Origin of the sequence: Acinetobacter puyangensis (assembly GCF_900096995.1) — a bacterium.
Lineage (GTDB): Bacteria > Pseudomonadota > Gammaproteobacteria > Pseudomonadales > Moraxellaceae > Acinetobacter > Acinetobacter puyangensis.
This window is the reverse complement of record NZ_OANT01000003.1, coordinates 70,877-93,243: the sequence shown is the minus strand read 5'-3', so window position 1 is coordinate 93,243 and position 22,367 is coordinate 70,877. Positions and strand designations below refer to the sequence as shown.

Genomic DNA, 22,367 nt, shown 5'->3' with positions numbered 1-22,367 from the left:
CACTGTTCTAATCTACTACAGCCCTAAATTAAATAATCTTACAGGCATCGTCAAAATTCAGACGGGGCAAACGAGCAAATAATTTTTCTATTATTCCATAACCAATATTAATGATCAAATTGGATTTCCATGTTGTCCCGGCAAAAAAGGTTTCATCAACCAGTTTTGGATTAAAACCGGACATCGGACCTGTATCCAGTCCCAGACTGCGACATGCCAAAATCAGATAGGCTGCCTGCATCGAACTATTGCGAAAAGCAGTTTCATGTGCCAGTTCTGCACTGGAGGTAAACCATGAGCGTGCATCGCCATGTGGAAACAGTTCCGGTAATTTTTCATAAAATTCTGCATCATATGCCACAATTACTGTAACAGGTGCAGTCATGGTTTTTTCCAGATTTCCAGACGACAAAGCAGGTTTTAACTGTGCTTTCGCTTCTGGTGATTTCACAAATAAAAAACGTGCAGGTGAACAATTGGCAGATGTCGGTGCCATTTTGACCAGATCATAAATTGCAGCAATTTGTGCATCTGTCACGTCCCTATCCTGCCAAGCATTATGGGTACGTGCGTCCAGAAACAATTGTTTGAGTACATCTTGTTGCAAACCCTGTTGATCAATTGTCATGTGTTGTCTCCTGTTCTTCAATAACTAGGCTTAATTTAAAAATTTAATCAGAATGTCATTTACACTAGCGGCCTGAGTCACCGTACTGGCGTGTGCACCACTGGTCAGCAACTCAAGTTCGGCATGTTGGATTAATTTGGACAGCGCAAAACTGCGTTGCCACGGCACCAAAAAATCATCTTGATTAACAATCACTAATGTCTGATTTTCGATTTCTGATGCTGTGATTGCAGGTCGATACTGTTGTAAGGCATTTAAACGTTTTAATACATTTTCTACAGGGGCAAAAGATGCAATCATCTTGTCCTCTTGTGCCTGTAGTGAGGTAGCATGTGCAGAAATCCAAGCTGGCGGATATAAAAACAATGCCTGCGCACGGACATAAGCTTCTATGCCTGCATGTTGCAATAACGCTGTGCGTGCTTGAAAACATTTTTGCGTATGCGCATCCAGTTGATCCCAGGCATTAATTAATACCAGTTTATCCACTAATTCAGGATAATGCTTTGCCAATTCCAGCCCAATAAAACCACCCAGTGCATGACCAATAAAATGACAGGCATGTAATTTATTTTGCTGTAAAATTTCTGCAAGCTGTTCGGCTAGATGCAGCATACTATAACCATCAGGCAATTGCGGACTGTCTGCAAATACGCCCTCCTGATCATAACAAAGTACCTGAAAATGCTCGCTCAATGCCTCAATTTGTGGTTGCCAAAAATGTGCATGTCCACCAAGTCCGGAACTTAACACCACGGTTTTATCGGTTTGATGCTTACAGGGATAGAGATATACGCTCATAAGAAAAATATAAATAAGAAAAGATAAGATTATTTAAGCAAAAACCGCACCAATTTTACCAAACGGTCAAAAATAAAAATTAATAACGCTTTGTTTTTACTATTTAAACAAAAATTATTATCCAACTTAACAATTAAGTCGTTTGCAAAAATGGATTTTCTTTAATGTGCTTAAACTAAATTTTTAAATTCTATTGGTATTTTTTTAGATCTAATTACAAGTATTTTCAATTGGTTATAATGCGCAAAATCAAAACTTTTACTACTTAGAAGTTAAACCAAGAAGCATGAATAAATTCTTTTATTAATCAATAAGTAGCAGCAAAAAATTGTTTATCAACATAAGTGTTCATTTGATATGTAATCTGAGATAGAAGCTAGAGTCATGTTCTTCTCATTAAATCTTTTAAGCGTTAAGATGATTGTTTCTTTCATCTCTCAATATTTTAGGAATCATAAAATGCAGCAAATCTACACACCAGAAGAAAAGCGCAAACGGATTTTTGGAATTGTTGGCGCAGCTTCAGGAAACCTTGTAGAGTGGTTTGACTTTTATATTTACGCTGTATTTGCGATTTATTTTCAACACGCTTTAACTGCCCCGGATATGGATGATACAACACAAGCCATTTATGTTTGGGGTGTGTTTGCAGCAAGTTTCTTTATGCGACCTATCGGTAGCTGGCTCTTTGGTCGTATTGCCGATAAATATGGCCGAAAACGCTCTATGGTCATTTCTATCGCAATGATGGCATTGAGTTCGTTTCTATTTGCTGCTTTGCCGACCTATGCTCAGGTAGGTATGCTTGCACCCTTCTTACTTTTATTTGTACGTTTACTCCAAGGTCTTTCCGTGGGTGGTGAATATGGTGCTGTTGCCACGTACATGTCAGAAATTGGTTTAAAAGGTCAACGCGGATTTTTTTCTTCTTTCCAATATGTAACATTAATTGGTGGACAGTTACTGGCAAGTTTGCTGAGTGTCATTATTTTATTCTTTATGAGCGAACAGCAATTAATGGATGGTGGTTGGCGTATTCCATTCGTGATCGGTGGTGTTGCAGCAATTATTTCTCTTCTGACCCGTCGTAAATTGGAAGAAACACTGGTTCAAGATGAAACTAAAAGTGAAGATTCTGGCACCATGCGTGCATTATTTCGTGATCACTGGAAATCATTTTTATTGGTCGTAGGTTATACCGCAGCCGGTTCCCTAACTTTTTATATCATTACCGTTTATTCCAAAACTTATTTCACCAAAACACTGGGAATGGATGGGCAAACGACAGGGATCATGATGACCTGTGCCTTGTTTGTTTATATGATTGCACAGCCATTTTTTGGTTATTTCGCCGATAGAGTGGGTCGAAGAACTGCCATGATGCTATTTGCAGGTTTGATGGCTATTTTCATTTATCCAGTGATGGTCATTGGTATGAGTACCTTTGCACACAGCCCAGTCATCATTACCTTGCTCTTAATTTTCTTAATGTTGATCCTTAGCTTCTACACTTCAATTAGTGGCTTGGTTAAAGCAGAAATGTTCCCACCACATGTACGTGCTTTGGGCGTTGGCTTTTCCTATGCAGTAGGCAATGCATTATTCGGTGGTTCAGCACCAGCAGTGGCTTTAAAATTCAAGGAAATGGGGATTGAAAACGACTTCTTTATTTATGTCATTGTAATGCTGGTTATCTGTTTTTTATGTAGTTTGAGTTTGCCAAAGAAACCTAAATTTCTTGAGCATGAACACTAACTAAATTACCACCTTCAGCAAAAACGTCATCTCTAAATCATTTAGAGATGACGCCAGTCTTTTTACTTACGATCTGCATAGATTTGATCAAAAATAGCACCATTTACAAAATGGGTTTGCTGTGCCTTCGCCCAACCACCAAACACTTTATCAATGGTGAATGTCTGAATTTTCGGGAACTTACTGGCATATTTTTTCGCCGCAGCGGCATTGCGTGGACGGAAATTATATTTTGCTGCCAATTCCTGTCCTTTTGGTGAATAGAGATAGTTCAAATAGCCTGTCGCCAAATTACGATTACCATTTTTATCCACGACTTTATCTACGATTGCCACAGATGGTTCAGCCAGAATTGAAATTGAAGGATAAATAATCTGATATTTATCTTTATCCAGTCCCTGTGTGGCAAGCAAGGCTTCATTTTCCCATGACAATAAAACATCACCAATGCCACGCTCTGCAAATGTAGTTAACGAACCACGCGCACCAGAATCCAGCACTTTAACATTATGATAAATCTGTTTTACTAGTTCTCGTGCTTTGGCATCATTACCGCCCGGCTGTTTCAATGCATAGCCCCAAGCAGATAAGTAAATCCAGCGCGGCGCACCACCAGTTTTTGGATTTGGCGTAATGATTTCTACACCCTCTTTGGTGAGATCATTCCAGTCTTTGATGTTTTTAGGATTACCTTTACGCACCAAAAAAACAATGGTTGAAGTATAAGGCGCAGAGTTGTTTGGAAACTCTTTTTGCCATCCTGGTTGAATTAATCCGACATTAACGATTTCTTCAATATCGTTGGCCAATGCCAAAGTCACCACATCCGCCTGTAAACCATCAACAACCGCACGGGCCTGTTTGCCTGAGCCACCATGAGACTGTTTAAAATCTACTTTCTGTCCTGTGCGTTTTTGCCAGAACGTTCCAAAATCCTTGTTAAACTCCTGATAAAACTCACGTGTCGGATCATACGACACATTGAGAAAATCTTTTGCCAATACATGTGTTGTGGATAAACTGATCGCAAACACCGCCCCAAATTTAGCCAATTTTTTTAAATTTATTTTCATTGCTATTTCACAATATCTGAATATGATTTGGGCACTATAATTTTCAAAACAATATTTTAGAAATATTATTATGTGATAAATAATGAACAATGCATTATAAGGCGCCACCTTGATTCAGTAACATAAAACGTGATAGAGTTAACAAAACAGTATAGGTTGGTTGCAAATTGAAATACATTGCGCCAATTTATTAATGATAATCAGTTGTTTTTAGTTTAAATTTTAGTTTGTTAAATCGTTTTTTGAGGGCAGCAGTCATGCGATACAAGTCAATCATGCTTATCATCAGTTTAAGTTGTGGTGTCGCTTCAGTGAGTGATGCTGCCCAACTGCAACCACAATCCAAAGATAAAAAAGAAGTGTCAATTATTAAAAATGTTGCGGCTTCTTTAAAGCCTGTGGATAAACCTCTTTTTATCCCCAACCAAACTGTATTGGATCAGTTGCTGAAAGAAACTGAGCAACAACAGACCATTACTGTTTCAAAAGAGGAAAGTAGAGCCGTGGCACGTTTAAATAATTATTCACCAAACCCCTTACTCTCCGAAAATAAAAAAATCAGCTCAATATTCAAACGTTTATTTGGCGGTTAATGTGATGATGCGTTTTTTGCTCAACATGCAAATATGTTGAGTTTGTTCAGCTATTTTCAATCACACAAAATTCCCGCTAAAACGTATACATTCAGCACGTTGATTCATCACGCCTTTGTCATTTTTGCATCTCTATTTCTTTTTGCCGTTATATTCCTTAAAACGCCCCTTTAACTTGGCCAATCCTTCGTAACTAATGTGTAGTGATGCCGGGTTTTTCGCTATAATGTCCTTTATCATCAAATTTTTAGATTTCTAGTTATGACCGTCCGTACTCGTATTGCACCTTCCCCAACAGGTTTCCCGCATGTTGGTACAGCCTATATTGCTTTATTCAACCTCTGTTTTGCCAAACAACATGGCGGAGAGTTTATCTTACGTATTGAAGATACAGACCAACTGCGTTCAACGCCTGAATCTGAAAAAATGATTCTAGATTCCTTACGCTGGCTGGGACTCAATTGGGTTGAAGGGCCAGATATTGGGGGGCCACATGCACCTTATCGTCAGTCTGAGCGCATGGACATCTATAAGCAATATGCACTGGAACTGGTGGCAAAAGGTCATGCCTTTTACTGTTTTGCCACACCAGAAGAGCTGGATCAAATGCGTGCAGAACAACAGGCACGTGGCGAAACGCCAAAATATGATGGTCGAGGTTTAAAATTATCCCAAGAAGAAGTTGAACGCCGTCTGGCTGCTGGCGAACCACATGTCATCCGTATGAAAGTACCTGAACAAGGTATTTGTACTGTCAATGACTTATTACGTGGCGAAGTTGAGATTCCATGGGCTCAAGTTGATATGCAGGTGTTATTAAAAACCGATGGTTTACCCACTTATCACCTTGCCAATGTGGTAGATGACCACTTGATGCAAATTACCCATGTGTTCCGTGGCGAAGAGTGGCTACCTTCTGCGCCAAAGCATCAATTGCTTTATCAATATTTTGGCTGGGACATGCCAGTACTGGGTCATATGCCCTTATTGCGTAATCCGGACAAATCCAAGCTCTCCAAACGCAAAAATCCAACTTCGATTAACTACTATCGTGACATCGGTGTTTTACCTGCGGCCTTGCTGAACTACCTGGGTCGGATGGGCTGGTCTATGCCGGATGAACGTGAAAAATTCAGCCTGACTGAAATGATCGAAAACTTTGACATTCAACGGGTTTCTTTGGGTGGTCCAATTTTTGATATTGATAAATTACACTGGTTAAATGGACAGTATTTAAAAGCCATGACACCAGGTCAATTACTTGACACGATTTTATCTTGGCAAGGCAATCGTAACAAACTCGAAGATATTGCAGCAGCGATTCAACCGCGTATTAATCTGTTATCAGAAGCAGTGAATTGGGCCGGTTTTTATTTCAACCATATGCCAAACATTAGCGCAGAGCAGTTTGAAAGTAAAAAACTTTCGCAGGAGCAAGTACGTCAAAGCCTGCAATTTGCCATCTGGCGTCTGGAAAGTTTATTTACCTGGAATAATGATACAGTCAGCCAAACCCTGATAGATCTAGCCAATCAAATGGAGATCAAACTGCGTGACTTTATGCCGACTTTCTTTATCGCAATTGCTGGCTCAACCAGTTCAACACCGGTGATGCAATCCATGGTCACCATTGGCCCGGATCTGACTTTTGCCCGCTTGCGTCATGCACTGGAAATTGTCGGCACACCAAGTAAAAAAGAAGAAAAATCCTGGCAAAAACTTAATGAACAGTTAAAATTGCCTAAAAATGAATCAGTTGATCATGCAGAATAATTAGACTGAATTGACATCGCCTCGTCATCTGCATAAGATGGCGAGGCAATTTAAATTGATTGCTAAAAATGGGGTCATAGCTCAGTTGGTAGAGCGCTACAATGGCATTGTAGAGGTCAGCGGTTCGATCCCGCTTGACTCCACCATTAATAAAACCATCGTGTTATCCATTCATCATTTAAATTTTTCTTTCTCTTAGATCGTCACATCAAATAAAGAGCCAATCCAGCTGGTCACAATCATTGCCAATATGCCCCATAGCGAAATTCTTAATGCACCCTTCATTAAGGAAGTCCCCGCAAGATAACTCGAAATTGCCCCTAATACTGCCAATGCCATAACCCCTACTACAATAATACCCAGACTTAACCATTGATCGGGAATCAATAAAATGGATAAAGTGGGTAATGATGCACCGAGAGAAAAAGAAATTGCTGAAGAAAAGGCAGCCTGTACAGGCTTTGCCGCAGTATGCGCGTTAATACCGATCTCGTCTCGCGCATGTGCCTCTAGTGCATTATGTTCGGTAAGCTTGACTGCTACTTGATGGGCTAGTGTTGCATCTAGTCCACGATGAATATAGATATTTGTAAGTTCTTTTAACTCCATTTCCGGATTTTTATGTAATTCACGACGCTCAAGTGCAAGATCAGATTCTTCAATATCTTCTTGAGATTTAACCGAAACATATTCTCCTGCTGCCATGGAAATTGCGCCGGAAATCCAGCCAGCCAAACAAGTGATTAACAAGACATGTGTTGTTACCCCTGTTGCAGCCATCCCGGTGACTAGACTGGTCACCGAAATAATGCCATCATTTGCCCCTAACACAGAGGCTCTCAACCAGCCTAAGCGTTCAATATAATGTTTTTCTTGATGGTGTGATTGTGACATAGTAAGTACCGATTTTATGATCAATTAGATTGAGCTAATATTCTGAATATTACCAGCTTGTTCATCTTTTCTACATCATTTTCACGTATTAATAAAACTTTATCCATTGGCACTTCTTGTATGATTTTTAGTATGCTTATCAGTATAATCTTGACATAGGGTTGATCAGTATGAAATATCTAGGTAGCTTATTATTTGTAAGTTTATCGCTATTACCGATCCAACCACTTTTTGCAGCGCCCCAAGATGGCGGTAGACCTTATGATCGTCATAATGAATACGAATATAAGAACCAGACAAATCGAGAAGACTTCCATAAATCCCGGGATCAACGTCGCCAGCAAGATGATAATTCATCTCGTCATCATGAAAAATTTTATTGGAAAGCAGGTGCTACTCTACCTGAACAATATCGCTCGGCCAATAACCAGGTTGATTTTAGCGACAATCCCAAACTTGCCCCACCAACACGCTATCAGCAATGGATTAAAGTCAATAATAAATATGTGCTACTCAATGTGATTACCAATACCATTATCAAAGTTGTACCAGAATAATCGACAGGATTTAAATACCCTAACACCAAAAACCTTTTACCAGTCATGTGCGGTAAAAGGCTTTTTCATGTAGATTATTTACCGGTTTTTGCCTTGATGAACTGACGCACTTGTTTGATACGCTGTTTGACAGGTTTAGGTAGTCTTGGCGGGATCAATTTTGCTGCCTGATTGAACCAGACCAGTAAAGAAAAATCACCTTCCATTTTAATGTCACCCGATTGCATTCCGGTCATGAATGCACTTGGATCGCCTTTTAACAGGGTTTTAACGGCATATTCACTATTGGCAAATTGCAATTTAAAATCTGCGGCTTGTCCATTGGCAACTTCGTCTGACACCTTACCATGATCAACCACGATCTGACGTGCAACGCCATTTTCCACGCCAATTTCGATCCGAAATTTACGATCATAAATTAACTCAATAAATTTCGGACTGGTACGGGCAAGTTGCTTCATGCGTAACACAAGCCCTGCCAGTAATAAATCCAAGGGATCAGTAGTGACATCAACTACTGGTAATTTTACAACGGGCAAAGATGATAACTTCATTTAGTCTATCCTAATCATTCTGGTGCTATTCTTGATCTTGAGCGCAATCGTAACATATTCGCTTTTTAAAAAATAAGTGCTCTTGTGTATAAAAACTTATTATTCTCGTGAGTTAGTCTTTTTCTCTTGCGCTACGTTCTCTTATTTTTACTTATCATTCACAGCAACGCTAGGCCCTTAGATTTAATATTACAGCATCAACCTGTATATTGATGCTGATCATCCTCATAAACCGGGGTATGCTCAATACAGTTGACTTTCACAGGAGCGACTTTTGCATGGCGATAGTCATATAATGCAATAATCACGGTAAACCCCAGTAAGCTCAGCATAAAAGCGCTAATATAGCCATATAACAATGGCATCTCGATCACACTCTGGATCGCCACTCTTAATAGCTCCAGACTCCCCCAGAACACCATTCCAGCCGCCATAAAGACCAACCAGTAACGATAGCGTGACAGTGCAATTAAAGTGACTGCAAGAGCAACACAGGCTACCCCAAGCATCGTGGTAAAATCTAATGTCATCATTCACACTCTCCTACAATCACAACGTAAAAAACCATCCAAACAATACCTTGCTAAACTTATACATGCAGCTTAAAAATTAAACACAGTATCCATTTCGGTTAATCAGATTATGCAGCTTTTTGAGCAGAATAAAAGCCCCTAAAATTCTCTTCACGACACAAAGTGTCGTTGATTATTTTATCTTCGATTGAGAAAGATTAAGAAAATCTATCACAACCCTATATATTGTGTGTGTTTAGAAAAATAAATTTTATTGGATGCGGCAATTACTGCCCGCTAATCTTTTTTTTATGTCAAAATATAATTTTATAAGTTATTGATTTTATATAAAATATAATTAAATAACATTGTAATTACATGTTAACTACATCTAACATTCAACAGATAGATGCAGTTAACCAAACACTATATATTGTGTCTCAGGTCATATCTAGACACGGTAGATATCTTTATCATGAACACCCAATAAGTATAAAATTCCATCTAATCCAACACTGGAAATGGCCTGATTGGCATTTTGACGGACTAATGGTTTGGCACGAAACGCCACGCCTAATCCAGCTAGCGACAACATCGGCAAGTCATTTGCACCATCACCTACGGCAATGGCTTGCTCAGGCGAAATACCAAATTTATTGGCTAAATCCTGTAATAGTTGCGCTTTACGCGCACCATCAACGATCTGGCCTTTGACTTCACCTGTGACAATGCCATCATGGACATCCAAAACATTGGCATGTACTTCATCAATTCCGAGTTTTTGCTGTAAATACTCGGCAAAATATTGAAACCCACCCGATAAAATCGCAGTTTTATACCCCAGAGAACGTAAGGTAGAAATTAATTTTTCTGCACCATCGGTAATCGTTAAGCGTTCGGCAATTTTTGGTAGAACTTCGGCGTCTAGACCTTTGAGCAATGCCACCCGTGCACGGAAACTTTGTTGAAAATCAAGTTCACCGAGCATGGCACGTTCGGTAATTTCGGCAACTTGTGCGCCCACACCTGCCTCAAGTGCCAGTTCGTCAATCACTTCCTGTTCGATCAAAGTCGAATCCATATCAAAGCAGACCAAGCGACGATTCCGGCGATAGACATTGTCTTCCTGAACTGCAATATCGATATTTTGTTCCGCACTGAGCAGCAAACATGCCGAACGCATCGCCGCCGCATCCAGCATTTGGCCACTTAAGCCAAATTGAATACAAGCTGGACTATGATCCCCTGATTGCGCCAACGTCAGACGTCCAGACAAACGGGTGATTGTTTCAATATTGAAGCCTTGATTAGATACAATTTTAGTCACTGCCTGCAAGTGGCTTGCAGTCAATTCAGGGGCGAGGACAGTGACGATATATTTGGTTCGTCCGCCATCTTTCACCCACTGTTCGTATTCTTGCAAGGGAATGGGTTTAAAGCGTACGGTTAGCCCGATATCATGTGCCAGAATAAGAATTTCTTTCATGGCAAGTGCTGTAGCGGTTTGATCTTCAGAGCTCACCACAATGCCAAGTGTCAATTGATTATGGATCACAGCTTGTCCAACATCAAGAATCTGCAAAGAATGTACAGACAAAGCCTGCATAAGTCGGGTAAACTGATTAGGTTGATCTGGGCCTAAAAAGGAAATAAGAATGATTTCTCGCATGAGGATAACTCTGGTTTGAGTAGCATCTAACTATAAAATTGATAGAATGATAATCGATATTGAAACTATTTGCCTTGGAAGTTTAACTTGAATGCACCTCGTCAAGGGCTTTTTGCAAGCCTACTCATTTTAAGTTTTGCGCTACACAGCATTTTAATGGTGGTGGCGACAAATTATTACCTAAAAGATAACCGTGCAATTCAGGGCGAGTTACTGACTCGTCAGTTGGTCACAGACAGTATAAATGAACTGGATCCACCCAATACTGTTGCACTGGCATTACTGACTTCCCGTTATGCCACCAATCCGAGTATTGCTTCACTACGCATTCTAGACCAAAGCGATCGTGTACTGGCAACTGCCGGTGCCAATAAAACCCGTCAGGGTGAAGTCTTTGTTCGTGATGCCTTACTCAATGAACAAAAAATTGGCCGCATAGAGGTTACACTGATTAAGCCAAGTATTGGTGAACAATTGCGTAACTTATGGCTGCCATTATTATTGTCATTGATTCTTCACAGTCTGTTATGGCTAGGCTACCGTACCATTGCTCGCCCCACACGTTCAGAATTTCTGGCAAAAATGAAACGTGAAGCACAACTCAAACATGAGATTCAAAGACTTGCTGATGCGCTGGAACAGGAAAAACATCAAGCCAGCCTTGCCATTGCAAAAGCACAGCAACTGTATCAAAAGCCTAGAACCCAGCAAAACCTTCAGGAAGCTGCACAACAGACCGAACAAAGCAATGATATTTATCTCAGCATTCAATTTTACGATCCTAAACAACTCTTAGGTACCGTGAACCAGTCTATTGCGCAGACCTATTTTAATATTGCACAGTTATTTTTAAACAAAGTGGTCGAGCTCTGTAGCAGTCATTATCAGCTCAAGGAAAATGAGTTGGAAATTATCCAACCATTCTTTGATGATGGTGCATTGGTCAAAATTTCTAGTAAAAATGCAAACCTGATTAGTGCCCTAGTGCAAGTGGCCGTGGTGTTTCAATTACTTTCTGAAGCGATGTATAAACGCTATCGGGAAGAAAAACGCTTTGCATTGCAAACGCGTTGTGCAATTGCAGAAGAATTACCCAACATGCAACTTTCTGCCGATAAAGCAGCTATTCGACTGGCACAATATTTACATGCCAAAGAAACTGCAATTTATCTCAGCAAACCTTCATTTAAAGATGTTCGTCATTGCTACGAACTGGTGGCATTGCCGAATCCGTCCAATGCCTTAACACGTGAAGCCATGTTATTACACGGTCTGAATAATGAATTTGCCCAAAGTGCACAGGATATGCGTAATCAGATTTTATCTGGTCGCAAACCGCAACATGATGAACAGGACAATTAGTGTCTGAGTGAATCATTAAAAGGTTTGATTAAAGCAAAATAGCGCATGCAATGGTGTATTTCACATCATTGCATCTCATTTAAATGATAACAATATACTTTTTTATCATAATCACATGATAAAATTGATGGTATAAGGCCAAGAAATATCAACACAACAATTAAAAATCCGCTAAACTATGCCGATTTATTTTATCAATCTATCCGGTGTATAAAACATTCGTGTCCGAATCTTTAACGCCTATTTTAGATGAACCATCAAGCAAAGGTGAATATAGATGCCATTAAATAGCGTCGAAGAACTTGTTGCCGACATCCGTGCAGGAAAAATGGTCATCCTTATGGATGATGAAGATCGTGAGAATGAAGGCGATCTGGTGATTGCTGCAACCCATATCCGTCCTGAAGATATCAACTTCATGATTACCCATGCACGTGGTCTGGTTTGCTTAACCTTAAGCAAAAAGCGCTGCCAGCAATTAAACCTTCCGCTGATGGTTGACCAGAATGGCGCACAGCACGGTACCAATTTCACCTTATCAATTGAAGCAGCAGAAGGTATTTCGACTGGGATTTCCGCCACAGAACGGGCACATACCATTCGTACAGCCGTTGCAGCTCATGCCAAACCAGCCGACATCGTACAACCGGGCCATATTTTTCCATTAATGGCACAACCCGGTGGTGTATTACATCGTGCAGGGCATACCGAAGCAGGTTGTGATCTGGCACGTCTTGCAGGACTGGAACCGGCATCTGTCATCTGCGAAATTATTAAAGAAAATGGCGAGATGGCGCGTCGTCCAGATCTAGAAATTTTTGCTGAAAAACATGGCATTAAAATTGGCACCATTGCCGATCTGATTCATTATCGCATGACCAATGAGCAAACTGTTTCACGCGATGAAATCAGTACTATTCAAACAGAATACGGTGATTTTCAGCTTTATCGCTATCATGAAATTGGCAGCCCAGCAGTGCATCTGGCATTGGTCAAAGGTAATCCAAAAGAAGGCATCACCACAGTTCGTGTGCATGGTTTTAATCCGGCACGTGATTTGTTAAAACTCAATAAAATTGATGGTACGCCTGCCTGGAATCTGGACAATGCACTCAAAGAAATTTCCAAGCGTGAACGCGGTGTGCTGGTCTGGATTGGACAAAACCAGTTACCGGATTTGGGGCCTGCACTATTGCAACTCAATCAGCCGCGCCAAACCAAATCCAATGCAGCATTATCTCAGCAATATCAAACCATTGGTGTTGGTGCGCAAATCTTAAGAGATCTGGGCGTAGAAAAAATGAGATTGCTTAGCTCGCCTTTGCGTTTTAATGCATTATCCGGTTTTAATCTGGAAGTTGAAGAATATGTTACCCCAGATCAGGGCGTATAACATTTTCCAAGACCTGATCAACAGGGCAATTCCGACAAGACCAAATGCTAGGCTTGAGGTACAATGACCACATGCAAAGCAGAACATATATAGATTTAACTTGAACTATCCCACATTCAACATCATCGTTGTGGGTTTGAGGAAACAAAATGGCTATCCGTAAAATCGAAGGTGTATTACATTTGGCAAACGAAGATCGTTATGCCGTTGTTGTTGGACGTTTTAACAGTTTTGTGGTTGAGCATCTGCTTGAAGGTGCGATTGACACGCTAAAACGTCATGGTGTTGCAGAAGAAAATATCACTGTGGCTTATGCTCCTGGTGCATGGGAATTGCCTGTGGTTGCCAAAAAACTGGCTGCCACCCAAAAATTTGATGCCATTATTGCTTTAGGCGCAGTCATTCGCGGTAGCACGCCACATTTCGACTTTGTTGCCGGTGAATGTGCCAAAGGTCTGGGTGTGGTTGGTCTGGACAGTACATTACCTGTCATCAATGGCGTATTGACTACCGACAGTATCGAACAAGCCATTGAACGCTCTGGGACCAAAGCCGGTAATAAAGGCTCAGAAGCTGCATTGACAGCAATCGAAATGGTTAATCTATTAAAAGCGATTTAAGAAAAGGCTATCCACGTCATGAATCAAAGTTATCCCACCACTTATGCAGCAAAACGTAAAGCACGTCGTTTTGCTGTACAAGGCATTTACGAATGGCAAATGAGTGGCAATCCTGTACATGAAATTGAAGCACGTACTCGTAGCGACAATGCAATGCACAAAGTCGATATTGGCTATTATCACGAATTACTGAGCCAAATCGTTCAACAACATGAAGAACTGGATGAAATTCTAATTCCAGCATTGGATCGTGAGCTTGATGCACTCGATGGTGTTGAACTTGCCACCCTGCGTTTAGGGGCTTATGAGCTAAAAAACCATCTGGAAATTCCATATCGTGTGGTGCTGGATGAAGCGATTGAATTAGCCAAACATTTTGGTGGCACAGACAGTCACAAATACATCAATGGTGTACTTGATCGTGTTGCACAGCAGTTGCGCCAAGCAGAAAAGCAACAAGCTTAAGTTTAAAACTGACTGCATATGGCTGAATTTTCAATTATCTCCCGTTATTTTCAATCTCTGACACCACAGAATATTAATGTCGGGATTGGAGATGATTGTGCCATTATTACCCCACCTGCACAGATGCAGTTGGTCAGTTGTGTAGATACGCTGATTGCCGGACGACATTTCCCTTTAAATACACCACCACATGCCATTGGCTGGAAAAGTGTTGCGGTAAATTTGTCCGATCTGGCTGCCATGGGTGCTACACCACACAGCATTTTATTGGCATTAAGCCTCCCCGATATTGATGAAGCATGGCTTGCCGAATTTAGTCGGGGAATTGCCGATTGCTGTCAAAAATACGGTGTTCAGTTGATTGGTGGTGATACCACCCAAAGCCCCACACTAAGCATTTCCATCACTGCACTTGGCTGGATCAAACCCGATCAGGCAATTTTACGATCGGGCGCACAAGTGGGCGATATAATTGTAGTGAGTGGCAAAATTGGCAGTGCAGCCTATGCCCTGCGCCACCCGCACTCCCCTTTGCAACATACTTTAGATTATCCCGAGCCTCAGGTGGCTCTTGGTCAAGCTCTATTAGGCTACGCTTCTGCCATGCTGGATATTTCCGATGGTCTAGCACAGGATCTCGGGCATATTCTAGATGATAGTGCTGTAGGTGCCCTCTTAAATCTGGAGCAAATTCCTGTTGCAGATGAATTAGCACAACTGGATTTAAACACACGGATGCAACTGGTGCTTGCTGGTGGCGATGACTATCATCTATGTTTTACCATTTCCCCTGACAATTTAAAAAAATTTAAACAACAACATGCTTTTGAGTTGTATAGTATTGGTACAATTCAACAACAGCAGACTTGTCTATATCAATATCAGCAACAAGTTTTTCATCCACAAATTTTAGGATATCAACACTTTGCCAAAGCCTCCGATTAATTTAAGCAATGCATCGGCACTGGATAAACTGATCTGGTTTTTGGGTGTTGGCTTGGGTTCCGGACTTTTCCCTAAAGCACCGGGCACCATGGGATCGCTTGCTGTACTATTGCTCTATCCAGTCTGGATACAGATAGGTCTGATCGCCAGTATTGTGGTGATTATCATCATGTCGCTTGTTGGCATTTATATTTGTGGTCGCAGTGCAGATATCATGCAGGTTCATGACGATGGCCGAATTGTTTGGGATGAGTTTGCAGGACAGTCCATCGCATTACTACCGCTTGTGTATTTCTATCCATTATTTTCATGGTGGTGGATTTTCATTGGCTTTGCGCTGTTTAGGCTGTTTGATATCTGGAAACCTTTTCCCATTGGCTGGGCAGATCAAAAAGTTTCAGGTGGTCTGGGAATCATGCTGGATGATCTTCTTGCTGGCATCATGGCTGCCATTGTATTTATTGCCATATTGAATTTTGTATCATTAGGATAATACCATGTCAATCACCGTCATTATTTTGGCAGCTGGTAAAGGCACACGGATGAAATCCGCCTTACCCAAAGTATTACAACCACTGGCCAATACACCTTTATTGGGTCATGTGATTCATACCGCAAAACAATTACAACCCAAACGCATGATTATCATTTATGGTCATGGTGGAGAGCTGGTCAAACAAGCTTTTGCCGATGAACAAATTGACTGGGTAGAACAGGCAGAACAATTGGGAACTGGTCATGCAGTACAAATGACTTTGCCGGTATTGCCTACTGATGGTTTATCCCTGATTTTATATGGTGATGTACCCCTGGTTTCATTACAAACACTTGAACGATTACTGGCAGCCTCAAAAGATTCGGGTATCGGCATGATTACCCTAAATGTAGAGGATCCAACCGGTTATGGTCGTATCATTCGGCAGGATGGCAAGATTCAATCGATTATTGAACATAAAGATGCCAGTGCTGAACAACGTCAGATTCAGGAAATCAATACCGGTATCTACTGTGTCAGTAATACCAAGCTACATCAATGGTTACCAAAACTCTCCAATCATAATGTACAGGGCGAATATTATTTAACCGATATTATTGCCCTGGCCGTGGCAGATGGATTGGAAATTGCCTCCATTGAACCCGAATTCCGCTTTGAAGTAGAAGGCGTTAATGACCGTCTGCAATTGGCACGGCTTGAATGCGAATGGCAAAATTATCAAGCTGAACAACTGATGCGTCAGGGTTTACATATTGTCGATCCGCACCGTTTTGATTTACGCGGCAGTTTAAAATTTGGTTGTGATGTACGGATTGACATCAATGTCATTATCGAAGGTGATTGTGAACTGGGTGATAATGTGCAGATCGGTGCTGGCTGTGTTTTAAAAAATACCAAAATTGCTTCGGGTACAGTTGTACAGCCTTATAGTGTATTTGATTCTGCAATCGTCGGACAAAACAACCAGATCGGGCCGTTTTCTCGTTTACGTCCGAATGCCGTCCTTGCAGATGAAGTGCATATCGGCAACTTTGTTGAAGTAAAAAACTCCCGCATTGGTTTTGCCAGTAAAGCCAACCATTTTACCTACCTGGGTGATGCCGAGGTGGGTTGTGAAAGTAATATCGGCGCAGGCACGATTACCTGTAATTATGATGGTGCCAATAAACACAAAACTATCATTGGCGACCATGCATTTATCGGGTCAAATAGTGCATTGGTTGCGCCCGTCCATATTGGCAATGGCGCAACGGTGGGCGCAGGTTCGGTCATTACCCGTGATGTGGAAGCACAAAGTCTAGCGGTAGAACGTTCCAAGCAAGTTGCAAGAGCAAACTATCAACGTCCACAAAAGCTAAAATAATTATCCCGAGGTTTAAATATGTGCGGTATTGTTGGCGGTATTGCCGAACGTAACATCACAGAAATTCTAATTGAAGGTCTAAAGCGACTGGAATACCGTGGTTATGATTCTGCCGGTGTCGCAGTCATTAATCAGGGGCAACTTTTACGCGAACGCCAAGTCGGCAAAGTAATTAATCTGGCTGATGCGGTTTCTACCCATCATTTACAGGGTAATCTAGGCATTGCCCATACGCGCTGGGCAACGCATGGTAAACCATCCGAACAAAATGCCCATCCGCATGCTTCTGGCAATGTTGCCGTAGTACATAACGGTATTATCGAGAACTATCAAGAGCTTAAACAAGAACTACAACAACTTGGCTATATTTTCTCCTCACAAACCGACACTGAAGTGGTTGCCCATTTAGTCAACCATGCTTTAAAACAAATCCCGGATTTATTACAGGCCGTACAAAGTATCGTGCCACGTTTAAAAGGTGCTTATGCACTAGGAATCGTTTGGACAGAACAGCCTGATGAACTGATCGCTGTACGTGAAGGTTCACCACTGGTCGTTGGTGTCGGTATTGGTGAAAACTTTATCAGTTCTGATCAATTGGCATTATTGCCAGTGACCAATCGCTTTATCTATCTGGAAGAAGGCGATATTGTCCGTTTAAAACGCAACAGCGTTGAAATTTTTGTCGATGGGCAAGCCATTGATCGTGCAGTGAAAGAACTCGATGCAGCCGTCACAAACAGCAGTAAAGGTGAATATAAACACTTCATGCTCAAGGAAATTTTTGAGCAGCCTGATGCGGTTCAACAAACCATCGCACAAGCACTTGATGCGGATACCCTAAAACCTGATTTTCTGGCAAAGGCCAATCAAACCTTTGCCGCGATTCAGCAAATCCAAATTATCGCCTGCGGTACCAGCTATCATGCCGGCATGGTGGCTAAATACTGGTGCGAGCAGATTATTGGTTTGCCCTGCCATGTTGAAATCGCCAGTGAATATCGTTATCGCCATCCGGTGATTGTGGCCAATACCTTATTTTTATGTATTTCTCAATCTGGGGAAACAGCCGATAGTTTGGCCGCGTTAAGAGATATCCAGCGTCGTGCCAAACAGCATGATATCCCTATTCATACCATGGCAATCTGTAACGTATCCACTTCATCCATGATACGGGAAACCGACTTCCATTTATTGACGCTGGCTGGTCCTGAAATTGGCGTTGCCTCCACCAAAGCTTTTACCACCCAACTTGCGGCACTCATGTTGCTGGTATTAAAAATTGGTGAGATTAAACAGACCCTTGCCGAATCGTTAAAACAGGACATTATTAAAGCCTTGTGGCATTGTCCAAAAGTGCTCAACGAAACGCTTAAAAATGATATTGAAATTTTACGCTTATCCAGTCTGTTTGTGGAAAAGCAGCATTGTTTGTTCCTTGGTCGAGGCACACATTTCCCGATTGCCCTTGAAGGTGCATTAAAACTGAAAGAGATTTCCTATATTCATGCCGAAGGCTATGCTGCTGGTGAACTGAAACACGGTCCATTGGCACTGGTCGATAATGATATGCCGGTGGTCATTCTGGCACCTAAAGATGAGATGCTGGATAAACTCAAATCCAATATGGAAGAAGTGCAAACCCGTGGCGGTGAACTATTTGTCTTTGCCGATGAGCATAGTGATATTCATGCTCAAGATCGCAAACATGTGGTGCATATTCCGCAAGTCTCCGAATGGTTAGCACCGATCATCTACTGTATTCCGGTACAATTGCTGTCTTATCATGTGGCGGTATTACGTGGTACAGATGTCGACCAACCTCGCAATTTGGCAAAATCGGTTACGGTAGAATGATTTAACTTATTGATTTTTTATAAATGTATGAGAGTAATAAAGTTTCATACTAAGTATTAAAGTATCATACTGAGTAATAAAGTGTAATACTGAATTGCTCAATTAATCCACACAGGCTATGCTCTAAAATAGCATAAATGTGTGGATTTTTTATGGCCAACTTTAAGAACACACAAAATCATGAACTCAAAATTCAAAAGTGGATTAAAGAAGGACGAGGACAGGGTTTTGGAAATAACTATAAGCCTTGGATTACAATTCGAGATGTGAGTTCAGAAGGACGATCTCACCGAGTTTATGGCCATAAAAGCAAAAGAACTCATCATCTTTTATCTGATTTAGAACTCTCTGCTTTTTTATTGCTGGAATGGCATTCTAGTACCATCGATATTCGAGAACAATATCCCTTAGACCTCGAACAAACATTAAAAATTGCTGAAACAATTAAAATTCCTCATCCAAAATTTGGAAAACATTATCAAATAATGACAAGTGATTTCTTGGTAGATACAAATAATTCAAAATCACCTAAATTTGCAGTCCAAGTTAAATATTCAAATGCTCTCAATGACCCACGTACAATAGAAAAGATAGAAATTGAAAGACAATATTGGAAACAGCAAAACATCCCTTTTTATATTTTTACTGAACATCAAGTTCCCATAAAAGTAAATCAGAATATTCAATGGCTGTACAGCTCCATAAATACCTTGGAACTGAGTGAACAAGACGCACTAGATAAACTCAACTTTTATGCAGATATTTTTAGTAAAAATAAGTCTAAAAAAATTAATGAATTGGCAAGATTGATTGATCAAAAATATCTATTTGAAATGGGTCAGTCTTTAAGAGAAATTAGAGATTTACTTGCTCTTCGATATTTTACATTTGATCTTAATATTTCTTTTAAAGATTTGAAAACTGATCACATTCAGTTAGGTCAAATCAATCTTTGGAATGAGGTTCTTCATGCTAACAATCAATGAAGTACTAAGCTTTGAAGGCTCTTTATTCAGAATTTTAACCATCCTCCCTCACTCTGTGATTTGGATTAGTCTTGATGATGAAAGTGCTTTTCCTATTGAAATTAGGAAAACTGAAATATTTAAAGGCTTAGAGGATTTAAGTGTTCAAAGAGAGACCGATCCGCATCAATCACTAGCATTTATTCAACCAGAAAAGGGATCAACACAAGAAAGCAAACGTGATCAAAATTACGCACTTATTCACCCTCTCATTTCTCATGAATTATTTTTTATACCTACTCAAAGAGGCAAAATAATTGATGAGATCATGTCTCAACATCGAGCAACTAAACAAACAATTTATCGCTTAATTCGCAGATATTGGCAACGAGGACAAACGCCTAATGCTTTACTCCCAGACTATAAAAATAGCGGTGCTAAAGGGCAAAAAAGAACGCCCAAAGATAAAAAACTGGGACGACCACGCCTCTATAACAGCGAGCAAGGTATTAATGTTACGGAAGATATTGAAAAGCTCTTTTATCGTACAATTAAATTATTCTTTCTAAAAGATAATCAGCATTCACTTCCCTTTGTGTATCGAAAATTTCAAACCACATATAAAAATTTGTATCCCGATACGATTGAGGCGGATATTCCTACAATATGGCAGTTTAAGTATTACTATGAAAAGGAATTTAAAAAAATTGAGAGCATTAAAGCTCGTATTAATACCGCGAACTATCGTAAGGACTATCGTCCATTACAATCGACCTCAACTTCACAAGCATTAGGACCTGGATCACGTTATGAGATTGATGCAACGATCGCTGATATTTACCTAGTTTCTAACTCAAATCCCCAAAGTATCGTTGGTAGACCTACAATTTACTTTGTGATTGACGTGTTCAGTAGATTAGTTACTGGCTTCTATATAGGTTTCGAATCACCTTCTTATTTAGCTGCTATACAAGCATTGAATATAGCGATGACTGATAAAGTTGAATATTGTGCTGAATATGGGGTCACTATTCAGTCTGAAAACTGGCCAGCCATTGGACTACCTGATGCTCTACTCGCAGATCGAGGAGAGTTATTAGGCTATCAAATCGAAGCACTGGAAAAAACATTCGCTGTGAGAATTGAGAATGCACCAGCTAGGCGTGGTGATGCTAAAGCTATTGTGGAACAAGCTTTCAATACTTATCAAGCTTATTTCAAAAGCGAGGGTAAAGGAAAAGGTGTCGTGGAAGGCACTACCGTAAAGAAAACAGGGGGTAGAGATTACCGTCAAGATGCTACTTTAAATATTCGCCAGTTTACTGAAATCATTCTTGCCTGCATCATCTCACACAATCAATTCCATGTGTTAAAGACATATGATCGTGAGGCAGACATGCCTAATGAATTACCAACCATTCCCTTACATTTATGGAATTGGGGTATCCAAAACAGAACTGGAAAATTGCGAACTGTTTCAGAAGAAGCTCTTAGAATCGCATTATTGCCACGTACTAAAATTACAATTTCTGATTTAGGAATCAAAGCATTTGGCCTTTACTATCTTGCTAAAGAAATACTTGATCTCGGCTGGTTACATCGAAAAACAGAGCGTTCTCGCCCTCAAGACCTCGAAGCCGCATATGACCCTTATTCAATGAATAAAATTTATATTTTCCCACAAGGTAATAGTCTTGAATATTGGATAGGGGCTCTCTCCGCTCGATCGAGAGAGTTTTTAGATTGTACTTTGTGGGAAATCAAAGAAAAGCAAAAAAACCAAAAAGAAAACCTTGTACAGCATGAATTAGAAGCTTCAAAAAAACGAAGAGAACTTGAAGCTTTCATCACTGAGAAACTCAAAAGCCAGAGTGTGAAAAGTTCAACTAAACCATCTCAACGTATTGCTGAAATATCTGAAAATAAGGCTAAAGAAAAAAATAATGAACGTAAAAGTAAGGTAAAACAGCAAGAAATAGTGGATACAAACATTATTCCAATGCCTAAAGCAAAAACTTCAATTGCTGCTCAGGATGCTGAAGCTGTTCACTACCCTGACTTAACCGACGAATTATTTGGTGAGGATGACTAA

At 40.5% G+C, this 22,367-nt stretch carries 21 protein-coding genes and 1 tRNA gene; 15 read left to right on the top strand and 7 right to left on the bottom strand.

Going from position 1 to position 22,367, the window contains the following annotated elements; all coding sequences use genetic code 11:
• Positions 1-28: 28 nt before the first annotated feature.
• Entirely contained in the window at positions 29-628 is a 600-nt protein-coding gene (locus CRO21_RS06925; protein ID WP_097078606.1) for a malonic semialdehyde reductase, read from the bottom strand.
• A gap of 30 nt (positions 629-658) precedes the next feature.
• Positions 659-1,429 carry a pyrimidine utilization protein D gene (rutD, locus tag CRO21_RS06920; protein WP_097078605.1) on the bottom strand — a complete coding sequence of 257 codons (771 nt, stop codon included), beginning with the start codon at positions 1,427-1,429 and terminating at the stop codon, positions 659-661.
• A 459-nt stretch (positions 1,430-1,888) separates the two neighbouring features.
• Between rutD and CRO21_RS06915 the strand changes: the two genes are divergently transcribed.
• Complete coding sequence (locus CRO21_RS06915; protein ID WP_097078604.1) at positions 1,889-3,184, top strand: MFS transporter; 1,296 nt, start codon at positions 1,889-1,891, stop codon at positions 3,182-3,184.
• A gap of 62 nt (positions 3,185-3,246) precedes the next feature.
• Here CRO21_RS06915 and CRO21_RS06910 read toward each other — a convergent pair whose 3' ends face one another.
• Entirely contained in the window at positions 3,247-4,257 is a 1,011-nt protein-coding gene (locus tag CRO21_RS06910) for a sulfate ABC transporter substrate-binding protein (protein WP_097078603.1), read from the bottom strand.
• A 257-nt stretch (positions 4,258-4,514) separates the two neighbouring features.
• Between CRO21_RS06910 and CRO21_RS06905 the strand changes: the two genes are divergently transcribed.
• The 3 genes from CRO21_RS06905 (at position 4,515) to CRO21_RS06895 (ending at position 6,769) form a co-directional block, all read left to right on the top strand.
• Complete coding sequence (locus tag CRO21_RS06905; protein WP_141398119.1) at positions 4,515-4,850, top strand: hypothetical protein; 336 nt, start codon at positions 4,515-4,517, stop codon at positions 4,848-4,850.
• Positions 4,851-5,111: 261 nt separating this feature from the next.
• A complete protein-coding gene (gene gltX, locus CRO21_RS06900; protein WP_097078601.1) occupies positions 5,112-6,623 on the top strand; it encodes a glutamate--tRNA ligase in 1,512 nt (503 codons plus the stop codon).
• Between the two features lie 70 nt (positions 6,624-6,693).
• Positions 6,694-6,769 (top strand) — tRNA-Ala (locus CRO21_RS06895).
• Positions 6,770-6,818: 49 nt separating this feature from the next.
• On the opposite strand, the gene CRO21_RS06890 is transcribed toward CRO21_RS06895, so the two are convergent.
• Positions 6,819-7,517 (bottom strand): VIT1/CCC1 transporter family protein, encoded by a 699-nt coding sequence (locus CRO21_RS06890; RefSeq protein WP_097078600.1) that lies wholly within the window; start codon positions 7,515-7,517, stop codon positions 6,819-6,821.
• A 170-nt stretch (positions 7,518-7,687) separates the two neighbouring features.
• Here CRO21_RS06890 and CRO21_RS06885 point away from each other — a divergent pair, with 170 nt between their 5' ends.
• Entirely contained in the window at positions 7,688-8,074 is a 387-nt protein-coding gene (locus CRO21_RS06885; protein ID WP_097078599.1) for an RcnB family protein, read from the top strand.
• Positions 8,075-8,148: 74 nt separating this feature from the next.
• On the opposite strand, the gene CRO21_RS06880 is transcribed toward CRO21_RS06885, so the two are convergent.
• The 3 genes from CRO21_RS06880 to serB form a co-directional block, all read right to left on the bottom strand.
• Entirely contained in the window at positions 8,149-8,628 is a 480-nt protein-coding gene (locus CRO21_RS06880; protein WP_097078598.1) for an SCP-2 sterol transfer family protein, read from the bottom strand.
• A 197-nt stretch (positions 8,629-8,825) separates the two neighbouring features.
• A complete protein-coding gene (aciT, locus tag CRO21_RS06875) occupies positions 8,826-9,161 on the bottom strand; it encodes an AciT family ciprofloxacin tolerance protein (protein ID WP_097078597.1) in 336 nt (111 codons plus the stop codon).
• A 430-nt stretch (positions 9,162-9,591) separates the two neighbouring features.
• Positions 9,592-10,809 (bottom strand): phosphoserine phosphatase SerB, encoded by a 1,218-nt coding sequence (gene serB / locus CRO21_RS06870; RefSeq protein WP_097078596.1) that lies wholly within the window; start codon positions 10,807-10,809, stop codon positions 9,592-9,594.
• Between the two features lie 87 nt (positions 10,810-10,896).
• On the opposite strand from serB, the gene CRO21_RS06865 reads away from it, so the two are divergent.
• The 10 genes from CRO21_RS06865 (at position 10,897) to CRO21_RS06820 (ending at position 22,367) form a co-directional block, all read left to right on the top strand.
• Positions 10,897-12,171, top strand: coding sequence for a hypothetical protein (locus tag CRO21_RS06865; RefSeq protein ID WP_097078595.1), 1,275 nt, complete (start codon positions 10,897-10,899; stop codon positions 12,169-12,171).
• Positions 12,172-12,448: 277 nt separating this feature from the next.
• The gene (gene ribBA, locus CRO21_RS06860) at positions 12,449-13,564 is read left to right on the top strand and encodes a bifunctional 3,4-dihydroxy-2-butanone-4-phosphate synthase/GTP cyclohydrolase II (RefSeq protein ID WP_097078594.1); all 1,116 of its coding nucleotides are present in this window, start codon (positions 12,449-12,451) and stop codon (positions 13,562-13,564) included.
• A 149-nt stretch (positions 13,565-13,713) separates the two neighbouring features.
• Positions 13,714-14,184 carry a 6,7-dimethyl-8-ribityllumazine synthase gene (gene ribH / locus CRO21_RS06855; RefSeq protein WP_097078593.1) on the top strand — a complete coding sequence of 157 codons (471 nt, stop codon included), beginning with the start codon at positions 13,714-13,716 and terminating at the stop codon, positions 14,182-14,184.
• An 18-nt stretch (positions 14,185-14,202) separates the two neighbouring features.
• Positions 14,203-14,649 (top strand): transcription antitermination factor NusB, encoded by a 447-nt coding sequence (nusB, locus tag CRO21_RS06850; protein WP_097078592.1) that lies wholly within the window; start codon positions 14,203-14,205, stop codon positions 14,647-14,649.
• Positions 14,650-14,667: 18 nt separating this feature from the next.
• Entirely contained in the window at positions 14,668-15,594 is a 927-nt protein-coding gene (gene thiL / locus CRO21_RS06845; protein ID WP_097078591.1) for a thiamine-phosphate kinase, read from the top strand.
• Positions 15,566-16,087 (top strand): phosphatidylglycerophosphatase A family protein, encoded by a 522-nt coding sequence (locus tag CRO21_RS06840; RefSeq protein ID WP_097078590.1) that lies wholly within the window; start codon positions 15,566-15,568, stop codon positions 16,085-16,087. Before thiL ends, CRO21_RS06840 begins: the two co-directional genes overlap by 29 nt.
• Positions 16,088-16,091: 4 nt before the next feature.
• Positions 16,092-17,453: a bifunctional UDP-N-acetylglucosamine diphosphorylase/glucosamine-1-phosphate N-acetyltransferase GlmU gene (glmU, locus tag CRO21_RS06835; protein WP_097078589.1), complete on the top strand. Its 1,362-nt coding sequence runs from the start codon at positions 16,092-16,094 to the stop codon at positions 17,451-17,453.
• Positions 17,454-17,471: 18 nt separating this feature from the next.
• Positions 17,472-19,310 carry a glutamine--fructose-6-phosphate transaminase (isomerizing) gene (gene glmS, locus CRO21_RS06830; protein ID WP_097078588.1) on the top strand — a complete coding sequence of 613 codons (1,839 nt, stop codon included), beginning with the start codon at positions 17,472-17,474 and terminating at the stop codon, positions 19,308-19,310.
• A 152-nt stretch (positions 19,311-19,462) separates the two neighbouring features.
• Positions 19,463-20,296, top strand: coding sequence for a TnsA endonuclease N-terminal domain-containing protein (locus CRO21_RS06825; protein ID WP_097078587.1), 834 nt, complete (start codon positions 19,463-19,465; stop codon positions 20,294-20,296).
• The gene (locus tag CRO21_RS06820; RefSeq protein WP_097078586.1) at positions 20,280-22,367 is read left to right on the top strand and encodes a DDE-type integrase/transposase/recombinase; all 2,088 of its coding nucleotides are present in this window, start codon (positions 20,280-20,282) and stop codon (positions 22,365-22,367) included. Before CRO21_RS06825 ends, CRO21_RS06820 begins: the two co-directional genes overlap by 17 nt.

Bases quoted from the DNA above. Each gene is read 5' to 3' on its own strand.
- thiL (WP_097078591.1), top strand. From the start codon at position 14,668: ATGGCTGAATTTTCAATTATCTCCCGTTATTTTCAATCTCTGACACCA.
- serB (WP_097078596.1), bottom strand. From the start codon at position 10,809: ATGCGAGAAATCATTCTTATTTCCTTTTTAGGCCCAGATCAACCTAAT.
- CRO21_RS06910 (WP_097078603.1), bottom strand. From the start codon at position 4,257: ATGAAAATAAATTTAAAAAAATTGGCTAAATTTGGGGCGGTGTTTGCG.
- gltX (WP_097078601.1), top strand. From the start codon at position 5,112: ATGACCGTCCGTACTCGTATTGCACCTTCCCCAACAGGTTTCCCGCAT.
- ribBA (WP_097078594.1), top strand. From the start codon at position 12,449: ATGCCATTAAATAGCGTCGAAGAACTTGTTGCCGACATCCGTGCAGGA.
- CRO21_RS06890 (WP_097078600.1), bottom strand. From the start codon at position 7,517: ATGTCACAATCACACCATCAAGAAAAACATTATATTGAACGCTTAGGC.
- ribH (WP_097078593.1), top strand. From the start codon at position 13,714: ATGGCTATCCGTAAAATCGAAGGTGTATTACATTTGGCAAACGAAGAT.
- glmU (WP_097078589.1), top strand. From the start codon at position 16,092: ATGTCAATCACCGTCATTATTTTGGCAGCTGGTAAAGGCACACGGATG.
- CRO21_RS06905 (WP_141398119.1), top strand. From the start codon at position 4,515: ATGCGATACAAGTCAATCATGCTTATCATCAGTTTAAGTTGTGGTGTC.
- nusB (WP_097078592.1), top strand. From the start codon at position 14,203: ATGAATCAAAGTTATCCCACCACTTATGCAGCAAAACGTAAAGCACGT.
- CRO21_RS06925 (WP_097078606.1), bottom strand. From the start codon at position 628: ATGACAATTGATCAACAGGGTTTGCAACAAGATGTACTCAAACAATTG.
- CRO21_RS06820 (WP_097078586.1), top strand. From the start codon at position 20,280: ATGCTAACAATCAATGAAGTACTAAGCTTTGAAGGCTCTTTATTCAGA.
- CRO21_RS06885 (WP_097078599.1), top strand. From the start codon at position 7,688: ATGAAATATCTAGGTAGCTTATTATTTGTAAGTTTATCGCTATTACCG.
- CRO21_RS06880 (WP_097078598.1), bottom strand. From the start codon at position 8,628: ATGAAGTTATCATCTTTGCCCGTTGTAAAATTACCAGTAGTTGATGTC.
- CRO21_RS06825 (WP_097078587.1), top strand. From the start codon at position 19,463: ATGGCCAACTTTAAGAACACACAAAATCATGAACTCAAAATTCAAAAG.
- CRO21_RS06915 (WP_097078604.1), top strand. From the start codon at position 1,889: ATGCAGCAAATCTACACACCAGAAGAAAAGCGCAAACGGATTTTTGGA.
- glmS (WP_097078588.1), top strand. From the start codon at position 17,472: ATGTGCGGTATTGTTGGCGGTATTGCCGAACGTAACATCACAGAAATT.
- rutD (WP_097078605.1), bottom strand. From the start codon at position 1,429: ATGAGCGTATATCTCTATCCCTGTAAGCATCAAACCGATAAAACCGTG.
- aciT (WP_097078597.1), bottom strand. From the start codon at position 9,161: ATGATGACATTAGATTTTACCACGATGCTTGGGGTAGCCTGTGTTGCT.